This is a genomic window from Brevibacterium casei CIP 102111 (assembly GCF_900169275.1).
GTDB lineage: Bacteria > Actinomycetota > Actinomycetes > Actinomycetales > Brevibacteriaceae > Brevibacterium > Brevibacterium casei.
Map to the genome: position 1 here is coordinate 1 of NZ_FXZC01000013.1, position 8,281 is coordinate 8,281.

Annotated in this window: 8 protein-coding genes; 7 read left to right on the forward strand and 1 reads right to left on the reverse strand. The window is 60.1% G+C overall.

Annotation, left to right across the window (positions count from 1 at the left end; genetic code table 11):
- The first annotated feature begins 1,082 nt into the window (after positions 1-1,082).
- The 5 genes from BC102111_RS17355 (at position 1,083) to BC102111_RS17375 (ending at position 6,018) form a co-directional block, all read left to right on the forward strand.
- Positions 1,083-2,195 carry a lytic transglycosylase domain-containing protein gene (locus BC102111_RS17355; RefSeq protein ID WP_101624964.1) on the forward strand — a complete coding sequence of 371 codons (1,113 nt, stop codon included), beginning with the start codon at positions 1,083-1,085 and terminating at the stop codon, positions 2,193-2,195.
- Positions 2,196-2,197: 2 nt separating this feature from the next.
- Positions 2,198-3,343: a hypothetical protein gene (locus BC102111_RS17360; RefSeq protein ID WP_101624965.1), complete on the forward strand. Its 1,146-nt coding sequence runs from the start codon at positions 2,198-2,200 to the stop codon at positions 3,341-3,343.
- 82 nt (positions 3,344-3,425) lie between these two features.
- A complete protein-coding gene (locus BC102111_RS17365; RefSeq protein ID WP_101624966.1) occupies positions 3,426-4,277 on the forward strand; it encodes a hypothetical protein in 852 nt (283 codons plus the stop codon).
- A gap of 80 nt (positions 4,278-4,357) precedes the next feature.
- On the forward strand, positions 4,358-5,011 hold the full coding sequence (locus tag BC102111_RS17370; protein ID WP_180960671.1) for a type IV toxin-antitoxin system AbiEi family antitoxin domain-containing protein: 654 nt from the start codon (positions 4,358-4,360) through the stop codon (positions 5,009-5,011).
- Positions 5,008-6,018, forward strand: coding sequence for a nucleotidyl transferase AbiEii/AbiGii toxin family protein (locus tag BC102111_RS17375; RefSeq protein WP_101624968.1), 1,011 nt, complete (start codon positions 5,008-5,010; stop codon positions 6,016-6,018). The genes BC102111_RS17370 and BC102111_RS17375 overlap by 4 nt, the downstream gene beginning before the upstream one ends.
- A gap of 214 nt (positions 6,019-6,232) precedes the next feature.
- Here BC102111_RS17375 and BC102111_RS17380 read toward each other — a convergent pair whose 3' ends face one another.
- Complete coding sequence (locus BC102111_RS17380) at positions 6,233-6,538, reverse strand: hypothetical protein (RefSeq protein WP_101624969.1); 306 nt, start codon at positions 6,536-6,538, stop codon at positions 6,233-6,235.
- Positions 6,539-6,903: 365 nt separating this feature from the next.
- Here BC102111_RS17380 and BC102111_RS17385 point away from each other — a divergent pair, with 365 nt between their 5' ends.
- Both BC102111_RS17385 and BC102111_RS17390 read left to right on the forward strand, forming a co-directional pair.
- The gene (locus BC102111_RS17385) at positions 6,904-7,635 is read left to right on the forward strand and encodes a hypothetical protein (RefSeq protein ID WP_146001454.1); all 732 of its coding nucleotides are present in this window, start codon (positions 6,904-6,906) and stop codon (positions 7,633-7,635) included.
- 76 nt (positions 7,636-7,711) lie between these two features.
- Positions 7,712-8,278 (forward strand): relaxase domain-containing protein, encoded by a 567-nt coding sequence (locus BC102111_RS17390; RefSeq protein ID WP_101624971.1) that lies wholly within the window; start codon positions 7,712-7,714, stop codon positions 8,276-8,278.
- Positions 8,279-8,281 lie beyond the last annotated feature (3 nt).

Here is an 8,281-nt window from a genome sequence, read left to right on the forward strand (position 1 = left end):
GCATTCAGCGATTAACTACCGACCGCCCGTCGAGGTCCATTCCGAATGGATCAACCAGTCCGGGACAGAACCCGCGGCTGCTTAGGAAACCAAGAATAGGAGCCTCTACGAAACCCGGGGCTTGACAACTGGGTCGCCGGCCGGGTCACCATCACCGGGGGAGGAACCATCGACAACCCTGCCGATTCCAACGCGACCACCGACGACACCGGGTCATCAGAATCCAACGCCGCCGACACCGCGAACTCGGACACCGGTCGAGACGGGACCTCGCAGTCAGACGGCGACGATGACAAATCGGGCGATAACGGAACGTCAGAAGGAACCGCGAGTGGTGGCTCTTCACAGGCTGACTCGCATGGGTCCGATGACGACGACAGCACGCAGGCCAATGCCTCTAGCAATGATGGTGCCGACGGCACCGATCAAGACGCATCCGCTTCCGCAAACGGCCCGGGGAACGACGCTTCCGACTCCGACTCAGCAACGGACGACCCCGGCGACAGCAACGACGCCACAACCGACGCTGGCGGAACCGGCGCCAATGCTGGCTCCGGCGCAGACGGCCCGAACGACAACGCCGACGAGGGCCACGCCGATGACGGGGCTAACGACGGTGACGATGGCAAGACCAAGGCAGACGGAGGCAAAGAACCTGCTGACTCCAAAGACAAAGCCGAGGGCAATGCCGACGATTCCAACCTCGACAAGCCTGCACCGAATGACCCAGTCGACGTACCCGAGCTACCAACCGGTCCCGGCGATGACACCGAAACGCCACAGCAACCAGGTGATGACCTCGGACTGACCAACGAAGACGAACCCAACGACGAACCGTCCGAATCAGACAGCAGCGAACCTGCCCCGACTCCGTCATCAGACGATGACCGAACCGTCACCACCGACTCCGGCTCCCAGCCTGACTCGTCAGCGACCAGCTCACCCAATGGACTGGTCATCGGTCTCGTTATCGGCGGATTGGTCATTCTCACCGCAGCCGGCCTCGGCGTGATCGCCTTTAACCGTCGGACCAAGAAGTAGTCCGTAGCCTCACCTGCCACTGAAATGGAGGTTTCACCAGCATGATCGTTCGTAAGCTGATCCCCACACTCCTTGGGGCCGCTGTGGTCTTCGCTACGGCGATCATCCTGCTCATCGTCCTCGTGCTCGGACTGCTCACCGCCCCGAGCGAGGACGCTTCAGCAGCCGAGGAACCGACCTGCACACCGGGCGGCGGCAATTCCTCGGCTGTCGTCGTCCCCGACGAGTACCAAGACTACGTAGATGCCGCCGCCAAGGAATCAGGCCTCTCCGTTGGCATCATCGCCGCCCAACTCAAAGCCGAATCGAACTGGGACCCGAAAGCCGTCAGCCCCGTCGGAGCAAAGGGACTTGCCCAGTTCATGCCCGAAACGTGGAAAGAATTCGGTAATGGTGGCGATCCGTTCAACCCCAAGGACGCCATCGCCGCCCAGGGGCGATACATGAAGCACCTGAAGAACCTCGTCAAAGACCACGCCAAGGGCGACAAAAACCTGGTAGAGCTCACCCTGGCTGCGTACAACGCTGGCCCCGGCAAGGTGAAGGAACTCGACTACGACATGAACAAGATCAACAAGATCGAGGAAACCCGCAATTACGTCGAGAACATCACCAAGGCCGCCAAAGGCGACTACACCACCGACTGTGAAGATCCCGGCGATAGTGGAGCCGGAGGCGGCGGAGACATCCTCAAGACCGCGAAACACCTCGCCTGGGATAAACGAGTCCAACTGCCCCGTAGTACGGCCGCTCGCCACGGTGAGGACGCAGCAAAACCGGAATACGTCAAAGCCTCACAAAAGTACAACAAATCAGTCACCACAGCCTTCTTCACCGACTGCGGAGTCTACGTCGCCACCGTCATGCGAGCGTCTGGGGCGGATAAGAAATTCCCACTGCGCGGCACCACCGACGTCCAGCTTCCCTACCTGAAACAGTCGGACAAGTACAAGACGTTCAAGCCGAAGTCCGAGGGCGACCTCAAGGCCGGTGACATCATGATCACCCCTGGCCACATCTACATCTACAGCGGCAAGCGACGCAGTGGACCAGCAAACACCTCACTAGCCGCCAGCCTCTACACTCGCCCTCCCAGTGGGCAGGACACCTACGGCTTCGGCTCCTACACCGCCGCCCGACTGGTCAAAGGATAATCATGAACTACAAGCACTCACTCACCATCATCATTACCATCTTCGCCGTCGTCGCCCTCGTCGTCGCCGGAGCGGTCTGGTACTTCATGTCCAAACCCACCAAGGTACTCGTCACCATCACCTCACAGCCGCACACCGTGGAGATCACCATCAACGGTGAGTCGTTCGGCACACGCAAATCAGGCAAGACCTTCCCCGTCGAAACCAAGGAAGACTCTCTGAGCATCACCGCATCCGCTGACGGGTTCGCTGATGACACCATCGTCGAATCGATCAATGGAAAGCAGGTCAGTTCGTTCATCGGCCTAGTGCCTCAAACCGATGAAGCCGAGAAGACACTCCGAGAAGAAGGAGACCTCGACCAGCAGGAGGACGCCACCGAGAAGTACCTCCGCGAATCGGAAAAACTTCGCGCAGACTGGCCGATCCTCGACGAACTGCCACGCGAGACTATGACGTACCGCGCCTACCAGGGAGAATCCGAGGACGGTGACCACGACTTCGGCATCCACCTCTTCCTCTACCCCGACAACGCCGATCAGGGCCGCGACGACTTCTACCGATGGCTCAAGTCCATCAACGAAGATCCACACGACTACGAAATCGTCGAAGAGATGGACACCGGACCGAAGAAGGCTGTCGTTCCACCGCTGCCGACTCGAGATGAAGTCGAAGCGCTGTCTCGTGACGACATCACCGACCCGAAAAAAATCAAGAGTGACAACCTCGAATCAGACGCCGCGGCACTGCAATTCGCCACCGCGACGACCACCTGGCACGCAAGCAAAGACACCCCGCATTCTGGGTTCAACCGCACGCACCAACTAATGTCGAAGTCACTCGCTGACTCCATCACCGAGCCAGAACGCCCGACCTATACCCCCAAGTGGTTTGAAGCCGCTGACAACGATGCCGAATCGTACTCGTGGCCCATCGACATCTACGAAGGCACAGGATCCAACTCCTTCGAAGTCGAAGTCTGCTGGGCCTGGGTGTCTGAAACGCACGAACCCGTCATCGAAGGACCACGCAAATACTCCATCACCATGGGAGACGACGATGGACGCCCTGTAGTCACCGGCTACGAGTTCGAGGACCCCAGCAACTTCGTCGCCTCCGACACGGACCAGTGCCTGTCCAACGACTAATCGTCCGAATGTGCAGTGATCAACACACGACTGCCTGCGATACGAAACCCGTGCACAGACTTCCGAGACCAGGAGAAGAACAATGAGTGGGTTCACCACATTCGCCGGAGCCGAGAACCACGCCTTGCGCATCCTCGTCCTCGATGGGATCCGCGACTTCGAAGTCCAAGTACGCAACGATCCTCGGATGATGGACCACATCGCTGACAGCGATATGTCGCTCGACGACTACAGAGCAATCCACGACCGAATCGCAACTAAACTGCTCAATAACGAGGAATTCGACCACCGTCTCTTCGACGGCGACGAAACCCAGTTCGTCGTCGCTCTCGCCGAAGACGGAGCAGGTACCACGTCCTACCAGAACACCGACGCAGGCCAAGCCGCTCGAATCCGAGACGAACAGATCATCGAAAAGGCCAAAGCTATGGATCAAGAACGCCGCACCACCGACTCAAACCCGGCCCCTGCCCCCACAGCGGATCCGCTATCCGAACGCACGTACAACCGTGCGACGCTGGCCGCCGCCGGCCACCACCTCGAAACTGGAGACTGGGATGCCCATCGAAAGCTTGCTCAGATCGCAGTCAAGAGTGGCTACGCCGCTGAAGTGACGCAAGAGTACTTCAACGACGCTGGTACTGATACGCCCCTGGAGCACAAGATCGAGATCCTCGACCCTGGCGAGGCTGCCCCTTGTGCGACCCCCGGCCTCCGTCTCGAAGAAGAAAGTGTCCTCGGCTCAACTATTTCAGTCGAACAATTCACCCCAGAGACTCCGCATGGATTCTTCGGGCCCGTCACTCCACTCGAAGACGCTCCGACCGACCCCGAAGGGCCAGGCAACCCCGTCGCCTCCGACGCGCACCTCAGCGCACTATCCGCTCAGCCGCCTCACCCACCGGCGCGCAGCACAGGTCCCAGCCTGACCTGATCGCACTACAGCACTCTCTATCGGCACACTTCCACCAGCCTGGAGCATCATTAATGCTTCTGGCTGGTATTATTGATGTCATGAGCTATCAAGTGGTTGCCGCGCTTAGTCCCGTGGCCTACGACTACAACGGGTTCGTGACCTCTCGGCAGGCCCACGACGTAGGGGTGTCGAATACGCAGCTGAAGTCGATGGCTGACGCTGGAGTCCTGGAGCGAGTTGAACATGGAATCTACCGGTTCGAAGCTGCCCCTGGGCAGCTCTCCGATCCGACGTTCTGGCGGTGGCTCGCCGTCAGCCAGGGCGACCGTCACGGAAGCGACGGTGTACCACCGGTCATTGTGGCGGGAGAGAATGCCGCTGAGCTCCACGACATCGGTGACTTCTGGCCTCGCGGCTTTGACTTCATCGTCACTGCCCGTCGGTTCACTCGAATCGATGACGTGCGGCTTCGGAGGCGGACAGTCGAGCCGATTGATGTCGACTATGTTGACTCGATTCCGGTCCTGACTATCGAGGCCACCCTGGCGGATCTGGCGGGACCAGATCAAGGTGCAGATCTGTCACTGATTGGGGATGCCTACAGGGATGCCCGTCGACTGGGGAGGATTGTGAGGCCTGAGCGTCTGGTGGCTCTTCTTGGGCGACATGCCCACATTCATGGATTCTCCCGAGGCGACGGAGCGGCACTCCTCGACTACATCGGGCCGAACGCCGATAGAGTCGCCGCATGACAGATTCCGGCTACTCGACCTGGACGGCCACCGACAAGGCGATCAAAGCAGCGGCGAGGACAATTTCGAAAGAGCAAGGACGAGACTTTCACGCCCTCATTCGCGGCGCCTACTTCGACCGGTTCCTCTCTCGCGTGTTCGATGAATCGCAGGGAAACCGCTGGGTGCTCAAAGGTGGTTCTGGCATGCTCGCCCGAGTCCCCGACACTAGAGCCACCAAAGACGTGGATCTCACTACCTCGGCCATGTCGATCGACGATGCCGAACGAGCACTGATCGAAGCCGCGTTCAACGACATCGGCGACCATGCAGTGATCCACCACCGCGACAGTCGCCCCATCGTCGAACGTGACGTGCAACCCGATGTCACAGGGCGACGAATCACATTCGAGATGCGTGATGCTCAGACGTTGAAGCTCATCCACACGATTCCTGTTGACTTGGTCGTCGAGGACGGTCTGATCGGCAGGACGGAAGTGATTGATCCAGCCTCCAGAGTCATGCCATCAAGGGGATTGCCGACAGCCCCCTACCGTCTTTATCCACTGGCAGATCAGATCGCCGATAAGGCCAGTGCCACCATGCTTCGCTTCAACGGTCGACCGAGCACGAGGACCAAGGACCTCGTGGATCTCGTCGTCATCGCGCGCACACAATCAGTTGATGTCGACAAAATGCGAGCAGCGATAGAAGCACGCTTCACGGCTCGACGTGAACCGATCCCCGCTCAATTCAAAGTCCCCGACGGGTGGAGTGCACGATACTCACAGATGACAAAGGGTGTGCCAGCTTGCCAGGGACTCGAAGACGTTCACGCAGCCGAAAAGCTCGTCGGCACACTACTGGCACCAGCCCTCAACCCCGCACACCCTCGGTGTCACCAGTGGACGTCACAACGCGGATGGGATACAGCCCCTGAGGCCAGCAAAACTGTTTCGCCCACTGATCCGACCATGATTGCCCCTTCGGTCGAACCTCCTGGATCCGACGGACCAGGCGTGAACTAACGCTGCGTTCATCGGCTCCGGCACCCTGGTTGGTGCCGTGGTTGAGAGAGGCCGGTCCCCACACGCTGACTGTGGTGACCGGCCTTACTGATGAAATCCTGCCGCGCTGGGCGGCGTGGTTGCGTTCTGTACTTCGTGACCGAGGTTCATGGCTTCCGAATTGGGTGCCCTGCGTGGAGCTGCGTTCTTGTGGGGGAGAGGGTCCGAGATTCTCTTATTGTCCCGGCGCGCTGGTGCCCACGCCGTTCTCATACGCGCGGACGACGAGCGGCATTCGCACGATCTTCGCCTCATCGGCTATCAGAGCTGCCATGCCCTCGCCCCATGTGGGTGCGTGGACCAGAGTGTTCGTGTCGCGGCAGCTGACCACGGTGAGCTCGCCTACCTCGTGGACCTTCGTCCACCATTCGTCTTGGTGGGCGTCGTTGAACTCAAAGCCGCCAATCGAATGGCCATCGACGAAGAAGTCGACGTTGAACCGGTCACTGACATCCGCTCCAATCTTCTCCGAGATGGGCACAGCCTGTCCTCCGGCTTCCGGCGGGACGAACGCGTTGTTCGGGGGTGTCTGCCCCGAACAGTTCCGAACGATCAATGAACAGCATCGCCGAATACGTCTCAATCATCGTCGGATCAATCCTCAATGCCTGACTCATCCTCAAAACCTCCCAATATTCCTCGGCAACACCAACTAACAATCTCATCCTCTCCAAACTCGCTCCACAACACCAAGCAACCCCACCGCAAACACACACATACGCCCTCCGCGCATCTCCCGCGCCGCCTCCCCGAAGAACTCTCACACCTCTGGCACCAAGGTGCATACCGGGGACATTTCCGTCCCCGATGACAAACGCTCCACGCCGCTGCGGCAGAACCACCGACATGAGCTCAACCACGCGTATCTGTGCTGAATGCACTCGCGAGATCGCCGCTCTTGGCGGAAGCAAACGTCGCTACTGTTCTGACCGGTGTCGGGAACGATCGAAAAAGCGTCGTGCCCGCCAGCGTGCAAACACCAGCCAGGTTGCTGACCTAAGACGCCGACTCAATGAATCTCGAGCACGTGAAGACCGGCTCGAATCACGGCTCGCGGCCGCGCGCGAACGCATCGAGACCACCCGGACGAAGATGCGTCGCCAAGCGGTCAAGCACCGCAAACGCGAACGCCACGCCCAACGAGCGATCATCGACCGCGTCCGCACCCTCGTGGCCACACGTGACCGACTGGCATCGGTGACCGCCGATCTCGAAGCTGCCGCCTCAAATCAGAATAACCGGACAGACCTCGAAATCGCCGCCCAGCAGATCGTGGACCTGCAGAAGCGATTGGCCACGGTCACCGACCGTCACCAGGCACTGACCGGTCAACACACTGAATTGCGTGAGCGGTACGCCGCGCTGGTGTCCGACTATAACAAGGCCGTCGAGCGGCTCAATGACCTCGCCCGTGACCGGCAACGTTTCCGTCCGGTCATCGAGGCGTGGGACACACTGGCCGGTCGTCTCGCGAAGTCGGCCAAGACAACCACCCTGTCCGCCGGTGACCGAGAGATTGTCCGCATGTGGGCGACCTGGCAGACCGGACGTGACCGCCGCCGACGGGCCGGACAATGACCGCTGATCTTGTGACCGTTGACCGGCCAGACCGGTCCGTGTCCGACCGACTGACCGTGACCGAAGGAGACCTCTCATGACCGTGTCCATCTCGAAGATGTCCATCAACTACTACCTCGAACATGCCGCGACCGGCGACGGTCTGACCCGCGACATGACCGCTTACTACACCGAGGCCAAAGCCCCTCCGGGCACATGGCTCGGTAGAGGTCTCGACGGACTGACCGGACTGTCCGTCGGTCAGCAAGTGACCGAATCTCATGCCCGGTCGCTCTACCAGGACCAGGAAGACCCCGTGTCCGGTCGTCCGCTCGGTCGGCCACTGATGAAGACACATTCCACACCCAATGGCGCGGTCACACCGGCCGGTCGTCCGGCCAAGACTGAACGCGAGGGCGTGGCCGGCTTCGACCTGACCTTCTCCCCACCGAAGTCCGTGTCCGCTCTCTGGGCACTGGCCGGTCCCGAGCTACAGGGCCGCATCCAGGACGCGCACCGCCAGGCGCTCGAAGAAACACTCTGTCAAGCCCCGGGTTTCGTAGAGGCTCCTATTCTTGGTTTCCTAAGCAGCCGCGGGTTCTGTCCCGGACTGGTTGATCCATTCGGAATGGACCTCGACGGGCGGTCGGTAGTTAATCGCTGAATG

Bases quoted from the DNA above. Each gene is read 5' to 3' on its own strand.
- BC102111_RS17355 (WP_101624964.1), top strand. From the start codon at position 1,083: ATGATCGTTCGTAAGCTGATCCCCACACTCCTTGGGGCCGCTGTGGTC.
- BC102111_RS17360 (WP_101624965.1), top strand. From the start codon at position 2,198: ATGAACTACAAGCACTCACTCACCATCATCATTACCATCTTCGCCGTC.
- BC102111_RS17365 (WP_101624966.1), top strand. From the start codon at position 3,426: ATGAGTGGGTTCACCACATTCGCCGGAGCCGAGAACCACGCCTTGCGC.
- BC102111_RS17370 (WP_180960671.1), top strand. From the start codon at position 4,358: ATGAGCTATCAAGTGGTTGCCGCGCTTAGTCCCGTGGCCTACGACTAC.
- BC102111_RS17375 (WP_101624968.1), top strand. From the start codon at position 5,008: ATGACAGATTCCGGCTACTCGACCTGGACGGCCACCGACAAGGCGATC.
- BC102111_RS17385 (WP_146001454.1), top strand. From the start codon at position 6,904: ATGAGCTCAACCACGCGTATCTGTGCTGAATGCACTCGCGAGATCGCC.
- BC102111_RS17390 (WP_101624971.1), top strand. From the start codon at position 7,712: ATGACCGTGTCCATCTCGAAGATGTCCATCAACTACTACCTCGAACAT.